This window comes from Ancylobacter sp. IITR112, from assembly GCF_041415945.1.
In the GTDB taxonomy this organism is placed as follows: Bacteria; Pseudomonadota; Alphaproteobacteria; order Rhizobiales; family Xanthobacteraceae; genus Ancylobacter.
In genome coordinates, this window is sequence record NZ_JBGCUS010000001.1 from 3,462,035 (window position 1) to 3,484,760 (window position 22,726).

Consider the following 22,726-nt stretch of genomic DNA (forward strand, 5'->3'; position numbering starts at 1 on the left):
GGTCGTGCGGGATGACGGCCGGCTCAATAAAGCGGGCCGATCTTGCCGAGCGGCAGCATGCCGAGCATCACCTGTCCGTTGCGGAAGCTGAAGGGGAAGGAACTCGCCTTCTGCCCGTCCACCGTGGTGGGCATCCCCGCCATCATCATCGCCGGGGCGAGATTGGCGAGGAAGTCCGGCATCAGCCCCGCCGCCGCCAGGGCGCTGAACAGCGGCTGCGCCTTGACCACGGCGAGGTCGAGCCGGCCATCGGGCCGCATCTGGGCGTCGAGGCCGAGATCACCGGAGGCGCTCAGCGCACCGCCGCCCCCGGTGATGCGCGCGAGCTGCAATTGCACCCGCCCGCCAGCCTGCTGCCATAAAGCGAGGCGCTCGGCTTCCGGCATGGCGCGGAACGGCGGCACTTGCGTCACCGTCGCCTCCACCTCGCCGTCGATCGACTTCGCGGCTTGGGCGGCCGCCTGCGCCGCCGCGACGCCGCTGGTGCGGGGCGTCGCGCTCAGCGCCATGCCGCTCGCGCCGGTGAAGCCGAAGGCGATGTCGAGCGTGCCCGTCGCCTCGCCGGGATGATGGCGGACATGCAGTTCCACATGGCGGGCGGAGAACACCGTCGCCCCGCCCTCCGCCAGCGCATAGTCATTGGCGGCGATGGAGACGCGCTCGGCCTGACCGGCCCGGCCAACGCCACTCACCTGCAGCAGCGACCAGGTGGCGGTGATCTCGCGGCCGCTCCCGGCCTGCGTCAGCACCGAAGGGCCTTCGAATTCCGCGATGATATGCTGGGGGTTCCACACCTGCGCCACCGCATGGGCGCGGGTCATCGTTGCTTTCCATGCCTCGGGGCCGGCAAAGGTGACGGTGGGTGCGTCGCAGATCAGTTCGAAGCGGAAAGGATAGCCGCCGAATTCGCGGCTGGCGCAGGTCCAGTTGCGCCCTTCCGCCGCCTCACGCACCATCCAGGCGTCGATTTCGGCTTCCGCCCGGCCCGCGCTCCAGTACCACAGGAACGACCAGCCGATGCCCAGCAGAACCAGCGCCGCGAAAGGCAGCGCAATCAGCCACCGACGCCGGGGGGCGGCAGGATCGGGGCGGGCATCGGAAGCGGTCATGGGAGAACTCCAGCTAGGCGGGCGGCGCAGGCTCGAACGCCGATACGGCAGGCTTAAGGCGGGCAGATCGTGCCTGCGCGTCGGCCGGCGCCGCCGCCTCCCGGTTTAGGCGCTGCGCCCGGCTTGCGCCAGAGCGCGGAGGCAGGCAAGCAGGAGAGGTGCCGCGCGCCGAGTCACGCCGCCGCGCCAAGTGCCCCCTCGCCACTCCAGGTGTCCGCCATGCCCGCCGCCGGTTCCTTCGCCCATTCCCTCGCGCCGGGCGAGCCGCTCTGGGTGTTCGGCTATGGCTCGCTGATGTGGAATCCGGGTTTCGCCTATGAGGAGCGTGTGCCGGGCAAGCTGATCGGCGCGCATCGCTCCTTCTGCGTGAAGTCGGTGCATTGGCGGGGAACGCCGGAACGGCCCGGCCTGGTGCTCGGCCTCGACCGTGGCGGCGCCTGCATCGGCATCGCCTTCCGGGTCGCACCGGCGCTGGCGGAGGCGACGCTTACCTATCTGCGCGAGCGCGAGCAGGTCACCAACATCTACCGCGAGGCGGTGCGCCGGGTCTGGCTAAAGGATGGAAGCACGCGCACCGTGCCGGCCGTAGTGTTTCTGGTCGATCGCAGCCATGCGCAATATGCCGGCCAACTCACGCTGGAGGAGCGGCTGCATCTTATCCGGCAGGGCCACGGCATGGGCGGCCCCAATGCCGATTACGTCACCGCCACCGCCCGGCATCTAGCCGAACTCGGCATACGCGACGAGGAAATCGGCTGGCTGGTGGCCCGACTGTGAACAGGGCGCCCGCCCCTCACAGAGGCGCCAGCGTGCCGCTGTCGGCGTCGGGCAGAACGCGCAGATGGATTTCCTGCGCGCCGGTGGCCAGTGCGGCGCTGCGGGCCTTGGCCCCGGCCGGGCCGGCCCAGACCGGGATGCGGCGCGTGCCTTCCATCCGCACCGCGATGGCGACGGCGGCGGGATAGTCCGGCGCCTCCTCCGCGGCATAGACGGAATAGACCTGCCGACGGCCATCAGTGCCGCGCCACAGGCGGAAGCGACGCGCCAGCAGGCCGCTGGCGCTGAGCGGGCCGGCATCCTCAAGCGAATCAAAGCGGGTGGTGTCGCGTGTCATCATGGGAACAAATCTAGAACATCTGTTTGCGGCGTCAACCGTTCTGTGGAGGAATCCGCGAAGATGCTGAAGGTTCCCTTGACAAGACCCCTTAGGGCGGGGGCAGGCGCCCGGTTTCACGCATTTGCGATGTCACCGCCGGCCAGGCCCGCACCCCGAGCGAAGCGGCGAGGAACTTCACATATTCCACCGCCAGCAGCCGCAGGCCGGCCAGCGTCGGGGGACCGCCCTCGGCGGCGCGCCGGGGCACGACGGGATAGGGCACCAGCGTGATGCCGGGCGTGGTGCGACGCAGTTCCACCAGGGCCCGTGGCATGTGCCAGGCGGAGGTGACCACCAGCAGCGAGCGGAAATCATGCGCCTTCGCCCATTCCCCGGCTTCGATGGCATTGCCTTGGGTGTTTAGCGCGGCGCGGCCGAGTTCGACGCAGCATTCCAGCGCCTCGCGCGTCGCCGGCACGGTGCGCATGATCTCGTCGAGTGTGGTGTCGGGATGCACGCCGGTGATCAGCAGGCGCTTGCCCCGCCCCTCCAGCAGCAAATTGGTCGCCTCCGCGATGCGCTCGGACCCGCCGGTCAGCACCACAATGCCGTCGGCACGGCGCCCGGCCTGAGCATCGCGGCCCTCGATACCGGCGACGAAAAGGGCGAAGCCGGCGACCAGCGCGAGCAGCGCCGCAAGAGGCACGGCAGCGAGAAGCCACAGCCACTGGGCGGGCCGGCGGCGCGGCCGGCTCGGCATCGGCGCATGCGCGGGATCGGAAGGGGAGAGCATGGACACGGCGCTGCCTAGCTGATGCCCCGCAGGGTGCGGTAGACCGTCAGGCGCGAGGTCAGCGTCGTCACCAGCGCCACCAGCACCGCCACACCGATGATGCCGCCATAGCCGCGCGCGTCGATGGTCATCGCACCGACGAAGGTATCCACCTGCTGGTCGACCCGCAGCCAGGATGGCACCGTCGACCCGAGGAAGAACAGCGCGATGGCCGCACCGCCGCCCACCGCCGCGCCCTTCAGGCCGACGGTGAGGAAGTGGCGCTGGAACTCCGAGACGATGAAGGTATCGCGCGCCCCGACGAAATGCAGCACCTCCACCACGAAGCGGGCCGCTTCCACCGCGGCGCGGGTGGCGACAGTGACGCACAGCACCGTAGCGGTGGCGACGAGGGCCAGCACGGCCAGCCCTATCGTCATCGCCGTGCGGGTGGTGGCGGCGAGCCGCTCCGCCCAGAGCCGGTGGTCGTCAAGCGTGGCGGAAGGCACCTGCCGGGTCAGCACCTCGCGCAGCGCCGCCAGCGTCTGCGCATCCGCCGTCGCGCCGAGCCTCACCGTGACCAGCCGCGGCACCGGCAGATTGGCGAGGTCGAGCCCGGCGCCGAGCCAGGGCTCCAGCAGGCGGGCGGTGGCGGCGGGGTCAAGCGCCGTCGCGTCGGCGATGCCGGGCGTCGACTTGGCGAGTTCCACCGCCTTGGCCAGAGCGGCGTCGACATCCAGCCCGTCGCCCGGCTTGATCTCGATCGTCGCCTCGCGGGCAATGTCGGCGGTCCACTCGGCCGCGACATTGCTCACGGCGGAGACCGCGCCGATGGTGATGCCGGCGAGAAACGTCATGATGGCGATCACCGCGATCAGCGCCCGCGTCGTCACCGTGGTGCTGGGCACGATCGGCCGCTGCGCCGCCGACTTGCCGGCGGAGGCGCCCGCGGCGCCGGGTCCAGGCTTTGCGGCGCGCTCGGCGGCGCGCTCGGCCGCCGGCGCCCGCAGCCGCCCGGCCATGGCCGCCAGCCGTCCCGATCCCGTGGCTCGATGTTCAGTCATAGACGGTCAGGCGCCCCTGATTGATGACAAGGCGGCGGGCGTCGAACTGGTCCATCAGCCCGATATCGTGGGTCGCGATCAACACGGATGTACCGCTCTTGTGCAGTTCGAGAAACAGGCGCAGCAGGCGGCGCGCCAGGCTGGGATCGACATTGCCGGTCGGCTCGTCGGCCAGCAGGATTTCCGGCCGGCTGATCAGCGCCCGGGCGATGGCGGCGCGCTGCTTCTCGCCGCCCGAGAGCACCGGGGGCAGAACATGCATGCGCTCGCCCAGCCCCACCCAATGCAGCAATTCGGTCACTTCCGCCCGGTAGCTCGATTCCTCCCGCCCCTGCACGCGCAGCGGCAGCGCCACATTCTCATAGGTGCTGAGATGGTCGAGCAGGCGGAAATCCTGAAACACGATGCCGATGCGCTGGCGCAGCGCCGCCGTCTCGTCCGGCGCCAGCTTGGCGGCGTCGCGGCCGAAAATGGTGATCAGCCCGCGCGTCGGGCGCAGGGAAAGGAACAGCAGCCGCAGCAGCGTCGTCTTGCCGGCGCCGGACGGGCCGGTGAGGAACTGGAAGGAATGCGGGGGAATGCCGAAGGTGACATCCCGCAGAACCTCCGGACCCATGCCGTAGCGCAGGCCGACATTTTCGAAGCGAACCAAGACTCAATCCTTCGACGGGACATGGTGCCCGCTGATTCTGATGCCGCGACCTCTAACATAGCGTGTGCACGGCGTCGCAAAAGACAGGCGCGGGCGCCGGTAACGGGAAACCCCGCTGGACGCGCGGCGATGCCCCGTTCATCCTGCCGGCAAAGCACAAGCCGCGCCAGTTGCGTGCGCGTCACCCGCCGGGCAAGAGGAAGCCGATGACCGAAGACACCACCGCCCCGACCGCCGCCGATGCCGGGCACGGCTCTCGCAATGCCCGGATCGAGGTGCTGTTCGATGCCGAGACCATCGCCGAGCGCAACCGTGAACTGGTCGCGGACATCGTCAAGGCCGCGCCGGAGAAGCTGGTGGTGATCGCCGTCCTCAAGGGCAGCTTCGTCTTTGCCGCCGATCTCATCCGCTCCATGCACCATGCCGGGCTGGCGCCGGAGGTGGAGTTCATCACCCTGTCGAGCTATCGCGACGCCCGCATTTCCTCCGGCCATGTCACCGTGCTGCGCGATATTGAGACCGATGTGCGCGGGCGCGACGTGCTGCTGATCGACGACATTCTCGAATCCGGCCGGACACTGGCCTTCGCCAAGGATCTGCTCGCCGCGCGCGGCGCCCGCCGGGTCATGGTGTGCGTGCTGCTGGAAAAGCCGCACAAGCGCGCGGTGCAGATCGAGGCGGATTTCGTCGGCTTCAAATGCCCGGATTATTTCGTCGTCGGCTATGGCATGGATGTCTCGCATGCGTTCCGCCAATTGCCCTTCATCGGCTACATCCCCGAAGCGGAGAAATAGCGGCGGCGGTGGCGGCTCGCGCCGGCACGCATTTCCCTTTCGTCATCCCAGCCGCAGCGAAGCGGAGAGACGGGATCGCCTGCCGAGCCCGCTTGCCAGCATCGGCAGCCGATCCCGGATACGGCCTGCAGCTGTTCTGGGATGACGGACCGGCCTCAGAAGTCGCGCAGCAGCCGTTCGAGATAGTCGAGTTCGAGCCGCGGCCGGTCCGGCTCGCCAAAGCGGCGGCGCAGTTCCTCCAGCACGCGGCGGGCGCGCTGCATGTCGAATTCTTCCGGCACCTTCACCGTGTTGTCGTCGCCATAGTCGCGCGAGCGCATCGGCCGGCCGAGCGGGTCGGTGCGCTCGGCGCGCTGGCCGGAAGGCCCGCCCGGGCCTTCGCCGCCGGGCCCGCCCTGCTGCTGCATCGCCTCGGCCATTTGCTGGGCGCCCCGGCGCAGCGCCTGCAGCGCTTCGCTCTGCGCGTCCACCGCGCCGGTGCCGTCGCCCTCGCCCAGCGCCTGCTCGGCCTCGCGCATCGCCTGTTCGGCCTGGGCGAGACCGTTCTCGCCCGGCATGCCCTGGCCCTGGCCGCGCCCCTGCCCCTGCTGGCCTTGCCCTTGCTGGCCCTGCCCTTGCTGGCCCTGACCTTGCTGGCCCTCGCCGTTCTCGCCTTGCTGCCCTTGTTGGCCCTGCTGCCCTTGCTGGCCCTGTTGACCCTGGCCCCGCATCGCCTGCTGCATCTTCTCACGCAGTTGGCGTAGCTGGTCACGCAACTGCTCCTGATTCTGCCTGAGGTCGTTGAAGGCCTGATCCTGCTGGCCGTCGCGCCCTTCCTTGAAGGTGCGGTCGCGCAATTGCTGCTGGCGGCGGATCATGTCGCCGAGCTGGTCCATGGACTGGGACATCTGGCTCTGCCCCTGCTGGCGCTGCTGCTGACGACCGGCCTGCAGGCCGTTCAGCATATTCTGCAATTCGCTCAGCATCTGCCGCGCCGCGTCGCGCGCGCCGTTCTTCGCCATGTCCTCGATGCGATCGAGCATCTTCTGCAGGTCCTGCGGGCGGACCGTGCGGGTGTTGGGGTCCATCGGCTGGTTGTCAGCGCGGTTCGGGTTGCGCCGCGCCTCCTCGGCCAGCGCCTGCATGAACTCGTTCATGGCGTCGCGCAGTTCCTGCGTCAGCCGCGCGATCTCCTCGTCGGACGCATTGTTGTCGAGCGCGTTCTGCAGCGCCTGCTGCGCGTCGCGCAGCCGCTTCTCGACATCGGAGAGGTCGCCATCCTCGATGCGGACCGCCACCTCCCAGAGATAGTCGACCACCCCGCGCAGATCGTCGTCGCTGCGGGCATTGGCCAGCCGGTAATAGGCGGTGCGCAGGCCGATATAGTGCGAGGGATCGGGCGTGAACGCTTCCGGCGCGATGGCAAGCGCATCGAGCGCGGCCTGCACCCGCTCGCGCTGATTGGCGTCGAGCGCGAGCCGGCGTCGCTGCTCGATCAGCGCCCGCGCCAGCGGGTTGGAGAAGGCGCGCTGCGGCAGGGCGAAGACGCGCGGCGCGGACTGGCCGGAATTGCCCGCCTGGTCGCGCGTCACCAGCACCATCTCCACCGTCGTCCCGGCCCAGGGATTCTCGGTGAAATCCTTTGTCGTCTGCCCGCTCGCCATGCGCGAGAGGCTGCCGACCAGCGGCAGCGGAAAATTGGGCACCTCGACCAGCGGGCGGGGAGCGGCAGGAGCCGGGGCGTTCTTCAGCGCGTGCAGCGGCGCCGGCGGCGGCACGGCGGTAAAGCGCGCCTCGGCGCCGGCAATGCCGTAATCGTCCTCGGCCTTGTAGCTCAGCGCCAGCGCGTTATTGCCCGACGCCTGCGGCTCCTTGGTCAGCTCGATGGTCGGCGGCAGATCGGGCTGAGCGCGGAAATGCCAGGAGACGGAGCGGCCATCCGGCCCTTCGATACGCGCCATGCCATCGGCGGCGATGACGAAGCGCCGTTCCTCGGTCGCGGCGCCGGGTTGCGCGGAAGGCGCACGGGCGGAGGCGCCCTGTTTAGCGGGTGACGCATCGGTCACGGTCGGGCTCTTGCCCTCCTGCGGCGCGGCGGCGAGGCCGCCCTGCGTCTCCAGCCGGGCCTCATCGAGCCCGATGACCCGCACCACCAGCTCGCTACCCGCCGGCACCGTCATCGCGCTCGCCTCATAGGACGGCCCCTCCCCCTCGGGCGACGCGGCGACGCCCTGAGCCACCTCCTGCGAGCGCAGGCCCGGCAGCAGGATGGGCGCCCGGCCGGTATAACCCGGCGGGTCCACCCAGGCGTCGATGCGGTAGGGCCTGGGCGGCACCAGCTCGGCCCAGTCGAAGGCGGAAGCGATGCGGCGCAGATGCTCGCCCGGCACCATGAAGAAGGTGGCGATCACGCCGAGCAGCACCAGCGCCCGTAGCGCGCGCCCGTCGCGGGCGGCGATGCCGGGCGACGGCAGGCCGACGCGCAGGCTGCCGATCTGTGCCGACATCCGCGCCAGATGCGCCCGCCACAGCGCGGCGCCGACGGGATCGTCGGGCTTCGAGGCGAGATGGTCGGAAAGGGCGGTGGCCGGCCGGTGCGGCAGATGGCTCTCGCGGTCGAGCCGCGCCAGCGTCTCGCGCGCCGAAGGGGGCCGGATGCGCAGCGCCGGCACCAGCGCCAGCGCGAACAGCGCGGCAAACAGGACAAGGCCGATGATGCGGCCGAGCGGCGGCAGCGCCAGCCACAGGCCAAGCCAGGAAGCGATGAGAAAGACGCCAAGCGCGGCGCCGAATGCGACGATGGCGGGCCAGACCCGCTCCCACAGCAGCACACCGCGCGCGCGCCGGAGCGCCGCCTCCATGCGCGCCGCGGTCGAGCCCGGCTCGGCCGCGCGCCTGTCGCCGGCTGCGGCCCGCATCCTGTCGGCGCGCGGGTTCACCCCCGCCGCCGGGCGGCCTTCGCCTTCCGTTCCATCCGGTGTTGCCGTCACGCGGCCGACCTCCGACGCTCTCAGGTCCACACCAGCCCCAGCGTCACCTTAACATGGCGACACCGGCACGCCAGCCCTGCCGCCGGAACGGGCACGCTCAACCCATCAGCAGATCGTGAAGCCGCGACAGGCCCTGCGCGGCAAGACGGCGCCGGCCGGGCTCAGGCGAGCCAGGCGGGGACGCGGTCGAGCGCGATCAGTTCGTCCACCTCGACGCGGGGGCGCACAATCGCGAATTCCCCACCCCGCGCCAGCACTTCCGGCACCAGAGCGCGCGTATTGTAGGTGGAGGCCTGCACCGCGCCATAGGCGCCGGCGGTCATGACGGCGATGAGATCGCCCGCCTTCAGCCCCGGCAGGCGGCGCCCCAGCGCCAGGAAATCGCCGGATTCGCACACGGGCCCCACCACATCCGCGACCATCTGTCCCTCGCCGGGCACCGCCTCGCGCACGGGCAAAATCTCGTGATGCGCGTCATAGAGGGTCGGGCGGATCAGGTCGTTCATCGCCGCGTCGACGATGACGAAGTGCTTGCCCTCGCCTTCCTTCACATAGAGCACGCGGGCGACGAGGATGCCGGCATTGGCCACCAGCATGCGCCCAACCTCGAAGACGAGACCGAGGCCGAGATTATGCGTGTGCCGCTTCACCAGCGCCGCATAGGCGGAGGGCAGCGGCGGCTCGGCCTCGCCGGCGACATAGGGCACGCCGAGCCCGCCGCCGAGATCGAGATGGGTGAGCGGGTGCCCCTCCGCCATCAGGTCGCGGGCGAGTTCGACCAGAAGCGCGGTGGCGTTGTCGAACGGGCCGAGATCGGTGATCTGGCTGCCGATATGCATGTCGACGCCGGTGATGCGCAGCCCCGGCAGGGCGGCGGCGTGGCGATAGACCTCGCGTGCCCGCGACACCGGAATGCCAAACTTGTTGTCGGACTTGCCGGTGGAGATTTTGTGATGGGTCTTGGCGTCCACGTCCGGGTTGACGCGGATCGAGACCGGCGCCGCCACCCCGTGGCTCACCGCGACTTCCGAGAGGGTGAGCAGTTCCGGCTCGCTCTCGACATTGAAGCACATGATGCCGGCATCGAGCGCCGCCGCCATTTCCTCACGGGTCTTGCCGACGCCGGAGAACACGATTTTGTGCGGCTCCACGCTCGCCGCCAGCGCGCGCTTCAACTCCCCGCCGGAGACGATGTCCGCCCCCGCGCCGAGCCTGGCGAAGGTGCGGATCACCGCCTGGTTGGAATTGGCCTTCACCGCGTAGCACAGCGTGGTGCGCATATCGGCGAAAGCCTCGGTGAACACGCGGTGGTGCCGCTCCAGCGTCGCCGTGGAATAGGCGTAGAACGGCGTGCCGACCGCGCGGGCGATATCGACAAGGCTCACATCCTCGGCGTGGAGGATGCCGTCACGATAGGCGAAATGGTGCATGGCGCTTCGGTGGTCAGAGCAGGCCGTCGAGGATGAAAGGCGTCTTCGGCTTCACCGGGCCGGTATCTTTCGGCACCTTGCCGTCCGGGCCGGGCTGCGCCTGCGGCGAACCGGGCGGCGGCTCCAGCGGGCCTTTCACGCCGCAGCCGCCCAGCGCCAGCGCGCCACCGAGCGCGAGCGTAAGAGCAAAGGTGCGGCACAGGCGGGAGAGAGCGCGGGACAAGGAGGCTTCCTCGGCTGGGTCGGATCAGGTTCAGGGGCAACCTATAACGCCGCTTGCGGAAAGGCGAGGCCCGCCGCGCCGCGCATCGCCGCTGTCAGGCGTCGAAAGTGGCGATCACCGGCACATGGTCGGAAGGCCGCTCCCAGCCGCGCGCCTCGCGCAGCACGGTGAGCGCGCGGGCCGTCGGCGCCAGCGCGGGGGTCGCCCACACATGGTCGAGCCGCCGGCCGCGATTGGAAGCCGCCCAGTCGGCGGCGCGGTAGCTCCACCAGGTGAAGAGCTTCTCCTGCGGCGGGATGAAATTGCGCATCACATCCACCCAATTGCCAGCCGCCTGAAGCTTCGCCAGCTTGTCCACCTCGACCGGCGTGTGGCTGACCACGTCGAGCAACTGCTTGTGGCTCCACACATCCGCCTCCAGCGGCGCGATGTTGAGATCGCCCACCAGCACCGAGCGCGCGGCGGGATCCTGCGGGTGCAGGTGCTCCCAGGCGGTTGCCTCGTCGAGAAAGGCGAGCTTGTGGCGGAATTTCTCGTTCACATCAGGGTCGGGGATATCGCCGCCGGCGGGAATGTAGAAATTATGGATGGTGAGCGGCGCGGACAGCCCGGCCTCGCGGCCGAGCACGACAGAGATGTGCCGCGCATCGCCCATGTCGCAGAAGCCTTGCCGGCTCACATCCTCGAAAGGCCGTTTCGAGAGGATGGCGACGCCGTGATAGCCCTTCTGGCCATGGATGGCGGCGTGGGGATAGCCGAACTTGGCCGCCTCCTTCAGCGGGAAGCGGTCATCCGGCGTCTTGGTCTCCTGCAGGCAGATGACATCCGGCTGATGTTCCTCGGCGAGCTTGGCGACGAGCCCGATGCGCAGTCGCACCGAATTGATGTTCCAGGTAGCAATCGAGAGCGGCAAAGCGGGAGAACCTGTCGGGGGCGGGAATCGGCCGCGACACTAGATCATTTCTCGGCTTCACGGAAACAGTGAAATGATCTAATTCTTTGTTTTGTCGCGTCTTCTTTACGCGAACCGGTATCCACCTCGCTCGAAAACGCTCTCAAGCATTTGCCGCGAAGGGGAGTCCGCCCCGGCGATCCGCACCGAGCGCCGGCACGGAAGTCACCGATCGGCCGCCGCGACGCCGGCGAGAATGTCCAGGCTGTGCTGCAGCGCTTCCGGCGCGATGTGGCGGGCGATCACGACGAGGCGCGTGCTGTGGTCCTCGCTCGGCCACGCCGCGAGCCGCACCGGCGGGTGCAGCAATTCCCGCACCGCATGCACCACCAGTGGCGCCTCTTCGCCCGCAATATTCACGATCCCCTTCATCCGCAGGAGATCGCCGCCGCGCAGCGACAGCAGCGCCCGCAGCCAGAGCCGTAGCGCCGCGCGCGTCACCGGGCGGTCGAGCGTGAGGGCGAAGGCGCGGATGTCGCCGTCATGCGACGGGGTGGTGCCGGCGCGGGCCGGCGCGAAGGCCTGTTCATTCAGCCAGCGCAGCACGTCCTCCTGCGCCCGCGCCGGGGTGTCGGGGACGAGGGCGAACAATTCGCGCGGGCTGATGGCGCCGTTGACGACCGTCACCCGGGCCGCGCCGGGGTTGAGCGCCGCCAGCCGCGCGCCCAGCGCCCCCACCTCACCGGCGGGGGCGAGATCGGTCTTGGTGAGCAGGAGAATATCCGCCAGTGCCACCTGGTGGCGCGCCTCGGCGAAATCGTCGAGCTGGCCCGCCGCGTTCACCGCGTCCACCGTCGTCGCCACGGCGCGCAGCGCGAACCGTTCCACGAGGCTGCGCTCGGTGAGCAAGCTGTGCACCAGCGCCCCCGGATCGGCGAGGCCGGTGGTCTCGATGGCGATCCGCGTGAAGGGCGGCAGCAGCCCCTGGCGCACCTTGGCGCCGAGATCGTCCAGCGTGTCGACGAGATCGCCGCGCACCGTGCAGCAGATGCAGCCGCTCTGCAGCACGATGGCGTTCTCGATAGCACTCTCGACCAGAAGATGGTCGATGGCGACATCGCCGAACTCGTTGATGATCACCGCCGTCGCCGCCATGTCGGGGTCGCGCAGCAGATGGTTCAGCAGCGTGCTCTTGCCGCTGCCGAGAAAGCCGGTGATCAGCAGCACGGGAACCGGCGCGTCGTCCTCCGGCATGAGCGCGCGGCCCTCCCGCTCAGATGTCGAGTTCGAGAATATAGAGGCCGCCGACATGGCGGTCGGCGCAATAGACGAGGCCGGTCTCGTCAGCATAGACCTCGTTAAGCTGGATCGCCGGCACCCGCGCGCCGGGCGGGGCGGCGGGCACGAAGGCCGCCACCTCGCGCGGGCTCAACGGGTCGCCGATATCGTGCACGCGCAGGCCCCCATTGAACAGGGTCGAGAAGATCAGCGTCTCGGACTGCAGCGCGGTGTCGCGCGGCGGGTTCTCATGCACGTTGTGACAGCCGAAGCGCCCGCCCTTGCGGCCATATTCTTCAAAGGAGGGCATGGGCAGGGTGCTCAGCGGCACCGGATTGTCCTCGCGGCGAATGTCCAGCACCCAGGTCAGCTTGGGCCAGTCAAAGCCGTTGTCGTGGATGCATTCATGCGTCGCCACCGCGAGGTCGCGGCCGAACAGCGGCATCAGCGTGTGGGCGAAGCCGGGGAAAGGCGGGTTCGGGTTGAAGCTGGAAATCACCCGCGGGCGGGACTTGTCGGAAATGTCCATCACATGGAAGCCGCCGTCGATATAGCCGACATAGGCGCGGTCGGGGCGGGCGGGGTAGACATTGGTGTTGTGGCAGCGAATGCCGCTGTCGATCTTCAGCCGTTCCGGCGGGGGGGCGTCGTCGCCCTCGGCCGTGCCCGGCAGCCACCAGCGCCCCGCCTCGACGGGACGCGACGGATCGCGCACGTCGATGATGCGGTAGGCCTGGTCGTCGAGCGGGTTGCGCGGGGTGAAGTCGGCGGCGCCGGCGGCGCAATGGACGAATTCGCCATCGACGAACCAGACCTGATGGACGCCGCGCGAATGCGGGCCGGAACAGTCGAAGAAACTGATCGAGCGCGGATGCTCCGGCACCGAGATGTCGAACAGTTCCACCCCCGCCGGCTGGAGGCCCACGCCATAGGTCTGGTAGGCCACCGCCATCAGGTCGCCGGAGGTCTCCAGCGAGTTGGAGCGCACCTTGTTGTGCGGCAGCTCGGTCTGCACGATCACCTTCGGGCGGCGCGGATCGGTGACATCGACGCCGGTGAAGTTCTTCGGCGGCCCCTCATGCGCCAGCCAGAGAATGCGCCGCCCATCCGGTGCGCGCTGCAGCGACATGCCCTCGCCAATGCCGCCGAAGCCGGCGATGGGATCATGGCCGATCAGCCGCATCCCGGAGATCAGGTCGATCTTCACATCGTCGAGCCTGGTGTGGTCGAGCATGGCGTCCTCCCTTTCGCGGCCGGCGCGTCGCCGTCTCCTGCGGCGTGGCGCGGCCGATCCCAACCCGTCTATTCCGCCGCCTGCCGCGTCCGGCCGAGAAATTCCGCCACCGCCGCGGTGAAGCCGTCGGGGTCTTCCATGTTACAGAGATGAGCGACATCCGGCAGCACGGTGAGGGTGCCCTCCGGCGTCGCCTGCGCCATCTCCTGCATCGCCGCGACCGGCGCCGCCATGTCGACTTCCCCGGCGATAAACAGGACCGACGGGCGCATCGCCGGCAAATGACGCAGATAGTCGAGCCGTTTCAGCGCCTGGGCGCAGCCAATATAGCCGGTCGGCGCCGTCGCCAGGATCATCCGCGCCGCGCGGTCGACCGTCTCCGGCCGCGCCTCCCGCAGGGCCGGCGTAAACCAGCGCTCCAGCGTGCCGCCGAGCAGGGCGGACATCCCGCCGCTCTCCACGGCGGCGATGCGCTGGTCCCAGCCGGCGACGAAGGGCAGCGGCGCATCGGCACGGGCGGCGGCGCAGATCAGCCGCCCCACCCGTTCGGGATAAGCGAGCCCGACGCCGAGCGCCGTCATGCCGCCCATGGAGAGGCCGAGCAGGTCGGCCCGCGCCGCGCCCACGGCGTCCATCGCCGCCAGAAGATCGCCAACCAGGTGATCGAAGCTGTAGGGCCCGGCGGGCGCCGTGCTGCGCCCATGACCGCGCGAATCGTAGCGCAGCACGCGATGGCTGCGGGTGAGCGCAGGCATCTGGTCGTCCCACATGCTCATGTCGGCGGCGAGCGAATTCGACAAGACAAGCCATGGCAGATGCGCCGGTCCGTCGACGCGGATGGCGATCTCGGCCTCTGCGGAACGGACGAACCCGGTTGTCCCCGTCATGGCGTTTTCCTCTGCTGATCGAGGCGGACGCTAGCGGCGCGGCCGGGCGGAGGCGAAACCATAAGTTCTTATCCCGCCGATCAGGAATGATGATCGCCCGGCCCCGCGCAGCGGCGCGCGGCGCCGTTGACAGGCTCCGTCTGCCCGCCGGATCGTGCGCCGCCGGCAGGAGGGGACACATGACGACGCGCGACGCGACATTGGCAGGCCCCGCGCCCGGCGCGCACGAGCGGCTCGGCGTCTGGCCGTTCCCGCCCGGCCCGACGGCCCGCATCGCCTATGGCGCCGCGCGCGTGCCGACGCCGGGGGCGGCGCTTGCCCATGGGCCCGACCTGCTGGTGGAGCGCGGCCGGATTCTGCGCCTGAACGACGAGGGCTTCGCCCTGCCGGCGCCCTCGCCGGGTGAGCCCGCACGCACCGCGCAGGAGCGGCTCGCCGACCATCTGCGGCGCCTGTCCGGCGGCTGGAACGGCCAGGCAGCGCGGTTCATCGAGGGCTATCTCGCTTATCTGCGCGCCGTCGTCGCTGCCAACCGCCCCAGGATTGCCGAGCGCCTGCGTCCGCTCGCCGGCCTGTTCACGCCGGAGGACGTGCTTTATTCCGCGCCGCTGCCGCTGCCGCGCGCATGGCTGCCGCTCGCCGAGGATGGCGGCGCGCTGCCCTGCCCGGTCGACATGCTGCTCTGGCACGGCGAGGCGGCGCAGGCGGTGCTGTTCGTCCCCTCCGCCCTCACGCCGGGGGCGGAGCGGCGGCGGCGCGAGCGGCTGGCGGCGGCCGGCATCGGCCTGTATCTCTTCGGCGCTGCCGAGCTTGCCCGGCCCTCGGCCTTCGCCGACCTGCTGGGGGAGACCGGCGGGGGCTTCTGGCGCGACGAGCCTCTCCCCATTGCCCCCGGCGCGCCGCCGCTGCCGGCGTTCTGACCCCCGCGCGTCCGGCCCCGTTGATTCCGCGACGCCCCGTCCCCGCAACTCCCTGCCTGACCCATCCCGCCGTGTCGCGCGGTCGTGGCCGCCGGGATTCCGCCGCCCGCCCCGCGAGACCCACCGCCACTGTACTTTACCCATGCCGATATGTACTTGGCCTATGCCGCTATGACATGGATCTGTGCGGATGATTATTTCCTTTTAACTTGACAACTCCGCTACGGAAGCCTCTCCTTCCCGCACAAGACGTCACAAGACGCTGTGCCATGACCCCTAGGAAGGAACGCCACATGATCCACGCTTCTGTCGCGCGGCCGTTTCGCCTATGCCTGAAACGCGCCGCTCTCGCTTTGGCGCTCGGCGCCGCCACGGTCGTCGCCCCGGCCGTCCTGATGGCCCAGGGCGCCCCGACCGGCCCGATCGAGATCACCACCGGCACCAGCCCGGGCGGCACGCCCGACGTGCTGATGCGCCGCGCCGCCAAGATCCTCAACGAGCAGAAGATCATCACCAACCCGCTGGTGGTGCAGAACCGCACTGGCGGCTCGTGGATGGTCGCCGGCAATTTCGTGATGGGCAAGGCCGGCGACCGCAATGTGGTGCTGTGCATCGCCCAGCCCATCCTCACCACGCCGATCACCCAGGGGCTGCCGACGCTCTATGACAAGCTGACCCCGATCAGCATGTTCATCCAGGGCGATCTCGTGCTGGTGGTGCTGGCGGATTCCCCGATCAAGGACATGAAGCAACTGGTCGAACGCGCCGCCCAGCGCGAGCGCTCGGTCAAGGTCGCCGGCGCGCAGTCCGGATCGACCGACCACATGGTGGCGGGGCTGGTGGAGAAGGCCGGCAAGGTCAAGCTCAACTATGTGCCCTTCGACGGCGGCGGCGCCGCCCAGGCGGCCTTTCTCGGCGGCAATGTCGATTTCGTCACCCTGACCCCGTCCGAGGCGATGCCGCTGGTGAAGAGCGGCAAGGCGCGCATCATCGCCATCCTGTCCAGCGAGCGGCGCACCGAACCCGAGCTGAAGGACATCCCTACCGCCCGCGAGCAGGGCTATGACGTGGTCTGGGGACAGGCCTGGGGTCTCGCCGGCCCGCCCGGGCTCGACGCCGAGACGGTGAAATTCTGGGACGACGCCATCGCCAAGCTGGTCGCCAACCCGGAATGGCAGGCGAGCCTGAGGGAGAACTTCCTGCGCAGCCGGATGATCCCCGCGGCCGAGGTGAAGCCCTATATGCAGAAGCTGCATGACGAGCATCTCGCGCTGCTGCGCGATCTCGGCCTCGCCAAGCCATCGGCGGTGCAGTGAACCGACCGGGCCGGGGGGCGCCCCCGGCCCGCCTGTTCGGGCGGGGAGTTCGCCATGCGTCGAACCAATGTCATCGCCGCGCTCGCCTTGCTGGCGCTGTCCATCGGGGTGCTGGCCGGCACATGGGAACTGCCCTATTGGGCGGATTTCGCCCCCGGCTCGGCCTTCGCCCCGTTCTGGGTCGCCGCCATCGGCAGCGCGCTGGCGCTGGCGCTGCTCGTGGCCACCGCGTTCGATGACAATAGGGAGCCGCACAGCTTCCCAGATCGACACGGCATGGCGCGGGTCGGCGCGCTGGTCGGTGGGCTCTGGCTGATGGTGTTGCTCATTCCGTTAGTCGGCTTCATTCCTGCCGCCTCCCTGTTCTGCCTGTTTCTTCTGCTCGGGCTGGAGCGGCGCCCGCTCGGGGCCAGCCTGTTCGCCACGACGCTCATCATCGGCCTCGTCTATGGCGTCTTCGTCGCCTGGCTCGGCATCGCGCTGCCGGCCGGCCCGCTCGGAATCTGAGGTCCGGAGACTTCCATGGACGCGCTCGCCTCCCTCGCCCAGGGCTTCGCCGTCGCCCTCACCCCGACCAACCTTCTGTTCGTCTTCATCGGCGTCACCCTCGGCCAGTTGATCGGCGCGCTGCCCGGCATCGGCCCCTCCGCCGGCATGGCGCTGCTGCTGCCGGTGACCTTCGGCCTCGAACCCGTCACCGCCCTGGTGATGCTCTCCGGCATCATGTATGGCGGCATGTATGGCGGCACCCTCACCTCGGTGCTGGTCAACGTGCCCGGCGAGGCCGCCAGCGTGATGACGGCGGTGGATGGCAACCAGCTCGCCCGGCAGGGCCGGGCCGGGCAGGCGCTCGCCGCCGCCGCGATCGGTTCTTTCCTCGCCGGCATCGGCGCTGTCACGGCGCTGGTCTTCCTCACCCCCGCGCTCAGCGCCTTCGCCCTCGGTTTCTCCGCGCCGGAATATTTCCTGCTCGCGCTGCTCGGCATCACCGCCACGGCCAGCCTCGGCACCGGCTCGGCGCTGAAGGCGATGATCGGCGCGGCGCTCGGGCTCATCATCGCGCTGGTCGGCACTGATCCGATCCAGGGCACGTCGCGCCTCACCTTCGGCTCGCTGGAACTGCTGGAGGGCATCGACTTCCTGCCCGTCGCCATCGGCGTGTTCGGCATCGCCGAAATCCTCGTCTCGATGGAACAGACGCAGGCCAGCCAGGCGGTCCGCACGCGGCTGCGCGACATGTGGCTCACCCGCCGCGACTGGGTGGAGTGCCGGATGGCGATGCTGCGCGGCGGCACGCTCGGCTTCGTCATCGGGCTGATGCCCGGCGCCGGCCCCACCGTCGCCGCGCTCATGGCCTATGTGCTGGAAAAGAAGATGAGCCGCCATCCCGAACGTTTCGGCCATGGCGCGCTCGACGGCGTGGCGGCGGCGGAATCGGCCAACAACTCGGCCGCCCATGGCGCCATGGTGCCGATGCTGGCGCTGGGCATTCCCGGCTCGGCCTCCACCGCCGTGCTGCTGGCGGCGCTGGTGCTGCTGGGCATCCGCCCCGGCCCGATGCTGCTGACCGAGCAGGCCGACCTCGTCTGGGGGCTGATCGCCTCGATGTTCATCGGCAATGTCATGCTGCTGGTGATGAACCTGCCGCTGGCGCCGCTCTTCGCCAGCGTGCTGCGCATTCCCTATTCCTATCTGGTGCCGGCCATCCTCATCATCTCGCTGGTCGGCGCCTATGCCATCAGCCTCAGCCTGTTCAATGTCGGGCTGACGCTGTTCTTCGGCATGGTCGGCTATCTCATGATCCGCGCCGACATTCCCCGCGCGCCGCTGGTGCTGGCGGTGGTGCTGGCGCCGCTGATGGAAAGCTCGCTGCGCCAGAGCCTGATGCTGTCGGAAGGCAGCGCCGCCATCTTCGTGCAGCGCCCGCTCGCCGCCGTGCTGACCCTGCTGGTGATCGGCTCGCTGGCCCTGCCGCTGTTCGGCTTCTTCCTCGCCCGCCGCGCGGCCCGCCGCGCCGGGGTGAGCGAGGCTCTCTCCCATTCCTCCGACTAGGTGCCGCGCATGAGCTTCTCCCCCGTCATCGACGTTCACGCCCATATCCTCACCGAGGAGATGATGGCCCGCATGCGGCGCGAGGCGCCCGATATCGGCCCGACCCTCACCGAGGTCGACGCGGAAGGCGGCGTGCTCACCGTGGGCGACATCGTCCAGAGGCCCTTTCCGCGCGGCGGCTGGGACCTCGACCGGCGGCTCGCCGATCTCGACATCGCCGGCTTCGACCTGCAGGTGCTGTCGAACTGCCCGCAGACCTTCCTCTATGAGCGCGAGGCGGCGCTCACCGGCGCACTGTGCCAGATCCAGAACGAGGCGATTTCCGAACTGGTGCGCCGCCATCCCGACCGCTTCCTCGGCATCGCCACACTGCCGATGCAGGATCCCGCCCTGGCGGCGGACGAGCTGCGCCGCGCCGTCACCTCGCTCGGTCTGAAGGGGGCGCAGATCGGCTCGCATATCGAAGGCCGCAATCTCGACCACCCCTCCCTGGAGCCGGTCTGGGCGACGGCGGCGGAGCTCGGCGCCTTCATCCTCATTCACCCGCAGAAGACGGCGGCGGGCGAGCGCACCCGGGAATTCTATCTCAAGAACCTCATCGGCAACCCGCTGGAGACCACCATCGCCGCCGCCTCGCTGGTGTTCGGCGGGGTGCTGGAGCGCTACCCGGAATTGCGCGTCTGCCTCGTCCATGGCGGCGGCTTCCTGCCGTTCCAGACCGGCCGGATGATCCATGGCTGGCAGGAGCGGCCGGAATGCCGGCGCTTCATCAGGGAAAGTCCCGAAGTCTCCATCCGCCGGCTGTATTTTGACACGCTCACCCATTTCGGCCCGGCGCTGCGCTACCTCACCGACACGTTCGGCGCCGGCCATGTGCTGCTCGGCTCGGACTATCCCTTCGACATGGGCACGCTCGAAGGCGCCCGGCAGGTGCGCGCGGCCGGGCTGGCCCGCGCGCAGGAGGAGGCGATCCTCGGCCGCACGGCGGGCGGCTGGTTCGGCGTCGAGGTCGCGGCGGATGCCGCGGCGGGCGCCTGAAGCGCTAGGAGACCGCGATGCATCCCCCCGCCATTCTCCGCCCCGCCGACCTCCCCGTCACCGAACGCGGCGGCGGCGCGCGCACGACGCGCCTCGTCACCGCCGCGCTCGGCTCGCAGCGCCTGCTCAACGGCATCACCCACTTCGGGCCGGGCGCCAGCATCCCGCTGCACAGCCATAACTGCGAGGAAAGCGTCATCATCCTCGACGGCGACGCGGTGTTCGAGATCGACGGCGTGACGCATGAGCTGACCCGCCACGACACGACCTGGATCCCGCCGGGAGTGCCGCACCGCTTCCGCAATGCCTCGGACAGCGCGCCGCTCGCCATTTTCTGGACCTATGCCGACATCGCCGCCACCCGCACCCTGGCGGCGACCGGGGAGACCCGCTCCATCGCCTCCGAACATGCGGGGGAGACATCATGAACGCTGTTCCCCAACCTTTGCCGGCGGCCGGCGAGCGCCTGCCGGCCCCGGCGCTTGCGGGGCTGATCGCCGACGCCCTCGGCGTCTGCGGTCTGCCCTCCGACGACGCCGCCAGCGTCGCCGAGCTGATGGTCGAGGCCGATCTCACCGGCGCCGACGGCCATGGCATCTTCCGGCTGGCGCAATATGTCCGCCGCCTGCGCGGCGGCGGCGTCAATCCCCGGCCGGCGATCACGGCACAGCGCCTCGCCCCGGCGCTGGCGCGGGTGGATGGCGACAATGGCATGGGGCATCTGGTGATGCGGCGGGCGACGGAGATCGCCGTCGACATCGCCACGGAGGCCGGCCTCGGCTGGGTCGGCGTGCGCCGCTCCAACCATGCCGGCCCCGCGTCGCTCTATGTCGACAGCCTCGCCCGGCGCGGCTTCATTGGCATCTATTCGGTCGTCGCCAGCGCCAATCACATGGCGCCCTGGGGCGGCACCTCCCTGCTGCTCGGCACCAACCCGCTCGCCATCGCCATTCCCGGCGGCGCGGGCGCCCCGCCGGTGCTGCTCGACATCGCCACGACGGTCGTCTCCTACGGCACGGTGAAGAAGCATGTGCTGAACGGCACGCCGATGCCCGAGGGCTGGATGGTCAGCAAGATCGACGGCACCCCGGTCACCGACCCCGCGCGCAGCGGCGAGGGCGTGCTGCTGCCTATTGGCGGCCACAAGGGTTCGGGTCTCGCCCTCATGCTCGGCCTGCTGGCGGGCACGCTCAACGGCGCCGCCTTCGGCAGCGAGGTGGTGGACTTCAACGCCGATTCCTCGACCGAGACCAATACCGGGCACTTCATCCTGGCGCTGGATGTCGGCCGCTTCATGCCGCTGGAAGTCTTCGCCGCCACCATGGCACGCCAGCTCGACGAGCTGCGCCATGACGCGCCGCTGCCGGGCACGGACGGCGTGCGCATTCCCGGCGACCGGCGGGCGGTCCTGCGCGCGGCGCGGCTGCGCGAGGGCGTGCCGCTGCCCGCCCCGCTGCGCCGGCAGCTCGACGACCTCGCCGCCACGCTCGGCATAGCGCCGCTCGCGGCCCGCTTTTGACCATCAGGAGATCCCCATGTCCGCCTCCCCCGAACCCGCGTCGCCGGCCGGCCGCGCCACGATCAACGAGGGCGCCTTCAAGGCCGGCGACGGCGCCTATCTGTTCCAGCTCGACGCGCTCTCCGCCATCGAGGGCGGCCCCGGCTATTCCACCGCCATTGGCAGCGTGGTGGAAGGCATCCGCACCCAGTGCGGGCTGATGCGCAAGGCGCGCGGCACCGGCGCCCGGCCGCATTCCCACCCCAATGAGCAATGGAACTATGTGGTGCAGGGCCGCCTGCGGGTGAATATCGAGGGCGAGCCGGAACGCATCGCCGGACCCGGCACGCTGGTCTATTTCCCACCGGGCGTGATCCATTCGACGGTGGCGCTACCGGAGGAGGACGTGGTGTTCTTCGTGGTCAAGGACACCACCCATGGCATAGCGGGCAAAGCCGCCGATGGCACGATGAGCGGCGGGCACTACGACACCCCCGCCTCCTCATAGACCCCGGCGCGCGGGCCCCACACCGCGCCGATGCGGTCGGTTTCCTGGCCCAGCACATCGAGAAAGGCGGCGGCGGGCGGGGGGAGCGGGCGCCGCGCCGGCTCGATCAGCATCAGGTCCATGCCGAGCGGCGGATCGGCGATCGGGTTCACCGCGAACCGGCCCACGGCGTCCGTGCCCGGCCGGGGCCGTCCCGTGCCGTCGACCTCGGGCGCCATCATCAGCCCGGGCAGCACGGCGACCCAGTCGGTGGAGGCGACGAAGTCGAGCGTGCCCATCATGGCGTCGAGTTCGAGCCGCCGCTCGACGGCGACACGGTTGCTGGCGAGATAGGTCTCGATATTGGCGCGGCGCGCATTCTGCATTCCCGGCACCACCAGCTTGAGCGGTCCCAATTCGGCGAGGCGCACCGGGCGCAGATGCTCAAGCCCCGCCGCGGCGCTGGAGACCAGCACCTCCGGCGTATAGGCGAAGCGCGTCGTGCGCACCCCCACCATGCCGGTCGAGGCCGGCACGATGGCGAAGTCGAGATCGCCCGCCCGCACCTGCTGGGTCAGATTGGCCGAATAGGCTTCGACGATCCGCACCACCACATTGGGATGGGCGGCGACAAAGCGCGCCAGCGCCGGCGCCAGCACCGAGCGCGTCATGGTCGGCATCAACCCCACCACCAGTTCGCCGTCAAAGCCGGTGCCGAACCGCCCGAGCGCGCGGTTCGCCAGCGCGTTGAGGCGCAGCAGCTCGATGCAATGGCGGTAATAGGTCTCGCCGGCCGGCGTCGGCTGCACCGTGCCGCCGCCGCGCACGAACAGCTTCACCCCGAACCGGTCCTCGATCTTGCGGATATGCTGCGACACGCCGGACTGGGTGGCGTTTTCCCGCTGCGCCGCCGCGGTGAAGGAGCGCTCCTCATAGGTCGCCACGAACAGCCGGACATCGCGCAGGGTCTCGCTCATCGCCATCATCTTTCCTGATCGAGGCGAGCAGATCATAT

The 22,726-nt window shown here is 69.9% G+C and carries 23 protein-coding genes; 10 read left to right on the plus strand and 13 right to left on the minus strand.

What is annotated here, in order from left to right; translation table 11 throughout:
• Positions 1–23 precede the first annotated feature (23 nt).
• Positions 24–1,109 carry a DUF2125 domain-containing protein gene (locus AAC979_RS16460; RefSeq protein ID WP_371347978.1) on the minus strand — a complete coding sequence of 362 codons (1,086 nt, stop codon included), beginning with the start codon at positions 1,107–1,109 and terminating at the stop codon, positions 24–26.
• A gap of 219 nt (positions 1,110–1,328) precedes the next feature.
• On the opposite strand from AAC979_RS16460, the gene AAC979_RS16465 reads away from it, so the two are divergent.
• On the plus strand, positions 1,329–1,886 hold the full coding sequence (locus AAC979_RS16465; protein WP_371347979.1) for a gamma-glutamylcyclotransferase: 558 nt from the start codon (positions 1,329–1,331) through the stop codon (positions 1,884–1,886).
• 16 nt (positions 1,887–1,902) lie between these two features.
• On the opposite strand, the gene AAC979_RS16470 is transcribed toward AAC979_RS16465, so the two are convergent.
• The 4 genes from AAC979_RS16470 to ftsE all read right to left on the minus strand — a co-directional run bounded on the left by AAC979_RS16470 (position 1,903) and on the right by ftsE (position 4,693).
• A complete protein-coding gene (locus AAC979_RS16470; protein ID WP_371347980.1) occupies positions 1,903–2,226 on the minus strand; it encodes a hypothetical protein in 324 nt (107 codons plus the stop codon).
• An 88-nt stretch (positions 2,227–2,314) separates the two neighbouring features.
• Positions 2,315–2,998, minus strand: coding sequence for a YdcF family protein (locus AAC979_RS16475; RefSeq protein ID WP_371349085.1), 684 nt, complete (start codon positions 2,996–2,998; stop codon positions 2,315–2,317).
• Between the two features lie 14 nt (positions 2,999–3,012).
• Entirely contained in the window at positions 3,013–4,041 is a 1,029-nt protein-coding gene (locus tag AAC979_RS16480; RefSeq protein WP_371347981.1) for a cell division protein FtsX, read from the minus strand.
• Complete coding sequence (gene ftsE / locus AAC979_RS16485) at positions 4,034–4,693, minus strand: cell division ATP-binding protein FtsE (RefSeq protein WP_371347982.1); 660 nt, start codon at positions 4,691–4,693, stop codon at positions 4,034–4,036. The genes AAC979_RS16480 and ftsE overlap by 8 nt, the downstream gene beginning before the upstream one ends.
• 206 nt (positions 4,694–4,899) lie before the next feature.
• Between ftsE and hpt the strand changes: the two genes are divergently transcribed.
• Positions 4,900–5,487 (plus strand): hypoxanthine phosphoribosyltransferase, encoded by a 588-nt coding sequence (hpt, locus tag AAC979_RS16490; RefSeq protein ID WP_371347983.1) that lies wholly within the window; start codon positions 4,900–4,902, stop codon positions 5,485–5,487.
• Positions 5,488–5,642: 155 nt separating this feature from the next.
• Here the strand turns inward: hpt and AAC979_RS16495 are convergent, their stop codons facing one another.
• The 7 genes from AAC979_RS16495 to AAC979_RS16525 all read right to left on the minus strand — a co-directional run bounded on the left by AAC979_RS16495 (position 5,643) and on the right by AAC979_RS16525 (position 14,400).
• Positions 5,643–8,456: a TIGR02302 family protein gene (locus AAC979_RS16495; protein ID WP_371347984.1), complete on the minus strand. Its 2,814-nt coding sequence runs from the start codon at positions 8,454–8,456 to the stop codon at positions 5,643–5,645.
• Between the two features lie 161 nt (positions 8,457–8,617).
• On the minus strand, positions 8,618–9,886 hold the full coding sequence (gene lysA / locus AAC979_RS16500; RefSeq protein ID WP_371347985.1) for a diaminopimelate decarboxylase: 1,269 nt from the start codon (positions 9,884–9,886) through the stop codon (positions 8,618–8,620).
• A gap of 13 nt (positions 9,887–9,899) precedes the next feature.
• Complete coding sequence (locus AAC979_RS16505; protein ID WP_371347986.1) at positions 9,900–10,109, minus strand: lipoprotein; 210 nt, start codon at positions 10,107–10,109, stop codon at positions 9,900–9,902.
• A 94-nt stretch (positions 10,110–10,203) separates the two neighbouring features.
• Positions 10,204–11,022, minus strand: a complete 819-nt coding sequence (locus AAC979_RS16510; RefSeq protein WP_371347987.1) for an exodeoxyribonuclease III — start codon at positions 11,020–11,022, stop codon at positions 10,204–10,206.
• Between the two features lie 204 nt (positions 11,023–11,226).
• Positions 11,227–12,255, minus strand: a complete 1,029-nt coding sequence (locus tag AAC979_RS16515) for a GTP-binding protein (protein ID WP_371347988.1) — start codon at positions 12,253–12,255, stop codon at positions 11,227–11,229.
• A 19-nt stretch (positions 12,256–12,274) separates the two neighbouring features.
• The gene (locus tag AAC979_RS16520; protein ID WP_371347989.1) at positions 12,275–13,513 is read right to left on the minus strand and encodes an LVIVD repeat-containing protein; all 1,239 of its coding nucleotides are present in this window, start codon (positions 13,511–13,513) and stop codon (positions 12,275–12,277) included.
• 68 nt (positions 13,514–13,581) lie between these two features.
• Entirely contained in the window at positions 13,582–14,400 is an 819-nt protein-coding gene (locus AAC979_RS16525; RefSeq protein WP_371347990.1) for an alpha/beta fold hydrolase, read from the minus strand.
• Positions 14,401–14,579: 179 nt separating this feature from the next.
• Here AAC979_RS16525 and AAC979_RS16530 point away from each other — a divergent pair, with 179 nt between their 5' ends.
• The 8 genes from AAC979_RS16530 to AAC979_RS16565 all read left to right on the plus strand — a co-directional run bounded on the left by AAC979_RS16530 (position 14,580) and on the right by AAC979_RS16565 (position 21,732).
• Positions 14,580–15,320: a hypothetical protein gene (locus tag AAC979_RS16530; protein WP_371347991.1), complete on the plus strand. Its 741-nt coding sequence runs from the start codon at positions 14,580–14,582 to the stop codon at positions 15,318–15,320.
• 293 nt (positions 15,321–15,613) lie between these two features.
• Positions 15,614–16,636, plus strand: a complete 1,023-nt coding sequence (locus tag AAC979_RS16535) for a Bug family tripartite tricarboxylate transporter substrate binding protein (protein WP_371347992.1) — start codon at positions 15,614–15,616, stop codon at positions 16,634–16,636.
• A 54-nt stretch (positions 16,637–16,690) separates the two neighbouring features.
• Positions 16,691–17,143 (plus strand): tripartite tricarboxylate transporter TctB family protein, encoded by a 453-nt coding sequence (locus AAC979_RS16540; RefSeq protein ID WP_371347993.1) that lies wholly within the window; start codon positions 16,691–16,693, stop codon positions 17,141–17,143.
• 15 nt (positions 17,144–17,158) lie between these two features.
• Complete coding sequence (locus tag AAC979_RS16545; RefSeq protein ID WP_371347994.1) at positions 17,159–18,688, plus strand: tripartite tricarboxylate transporter permease; 1,530 nt, start codon at positions 17,159–17,161, stop codon at positions 18,686–18,688.
• A 9-nt stretch (positions 18,689–18,697) separates the two neighbouring features.
• Entirely contained in the window at positions 18,698–19,726 is a 1,029-nt protein-coding gene (locus AAC979_RS16550) for an amidohydrolase family protein (RefSeq protein ID WP_371347995.1), read from the plus strand.
• 17 nt (positions 19,727–19,743) lie between these two features.
• Positions 19,744–20,154 (plus strand): cupin domain-containing protein, encoded by a 411-nt coding sequence (locus AAC979_RS16555; protein ID WP_371347996.1) that lies wholly within the window; start codon positions 19,744–19,746, stop codon positions 20,152–20,154.
• Positions 20,151–21,245 (plus strand): Ldh family oxidoreductase, encoded by a 1,095-nt coding sequence (locus AAC979_RS16560; protein ID WP_371347997.1) that lies wholly within the window; start codon positions 20,151–20,153, stop codon positions 21,243–21,245. The genes AAC979_RS16555 and AAC979_RS16560 overlap by 4 nt, the downstream gene beginning before the upstream one ends.
• 16 nt (positions 21,246–21,261) lie before the next feature.
• Positions 21,262–21,732, plus strand: a complete 471-nt coding sequence (locus AAC979_RS16565; RefSeq protein ID WP_371347998.1) for a cupin domain-containing protein — start codon at positions 21,262–21,264, stop codon at positions 21,730–21,732.
• On the opposite strand, the gene AAC979_RS16570 is transcribed toward AAC979_RS16565, so the two are convergent.
• Positions 21,708–22,688, minus strand: coding sequence for a LysR family transcriptional regulator (locus AAC979_RS16570; protein ID WP_371347999.1), 981 nt, complete (start codon positions 22,686–22,688; stop codon positions 21,708–21,710). The genes AAC979_RS16565 and AAC979_RS16570 overlap by 25 nt on opposite strands.
• Positions 22,689–22,726 lie beyond the last annotated feature (38 nt).